The organism is Mesorhizobium sp. M1A.T.Ca.IN.004.03.1.1 (genome assembly GCF_003997555.1).
Lineage (GTDB): Bacteria > Pseudomonadota > Alphaproteobacteria > Rhizobiales > Rhizobiaceae > Mesorhizobium.
In genome coordinates this window covers 1-264 of sequence record NZ_RZTV01000476.1, presented here as the reverse complement: position 1 = coordinate 264, position 264 = coordinate 1, and the positions used below count along the sequence as shown (strand labels likewise).

The following is a 264-nucleotide window of genomic DNA, read 5'->3' as shown; positions in this document are numbered from 1 at the left end:
CGGGAGCATAGGGACGGCCTGCCTCCAGCGTGCCGACGGCATCGCCGATCCAGAGCAACGGCAGAAGGCGGCCGGCATCCGCTTCCTGTTTTTGCAGCCGCGCGGCAACAGCCATCGCCAGCCCGCTTGCAGCGCCGGCATCGCGAGACAGAGCGGAACGGAATTCGGTGATCGCATCGAGCGGCAGGCCGCCTTCCAACGCCCCGTCAAGAAACTCCACCCCAAACGACAGGGGCGGCAGCGTGCGCTCCTGGTGGGTCTTAC

Annotated in this window: 1 pseudogene; it reads right to left on the bottom strand. The window is 67.4% G+C overall.

Annotated features, from left to right (window positions below):
• Positions 1 to 264, bottom strand: a pseudogene (locus EOD29_RS32505) (hypothetical protein); the annotation flags it as partial.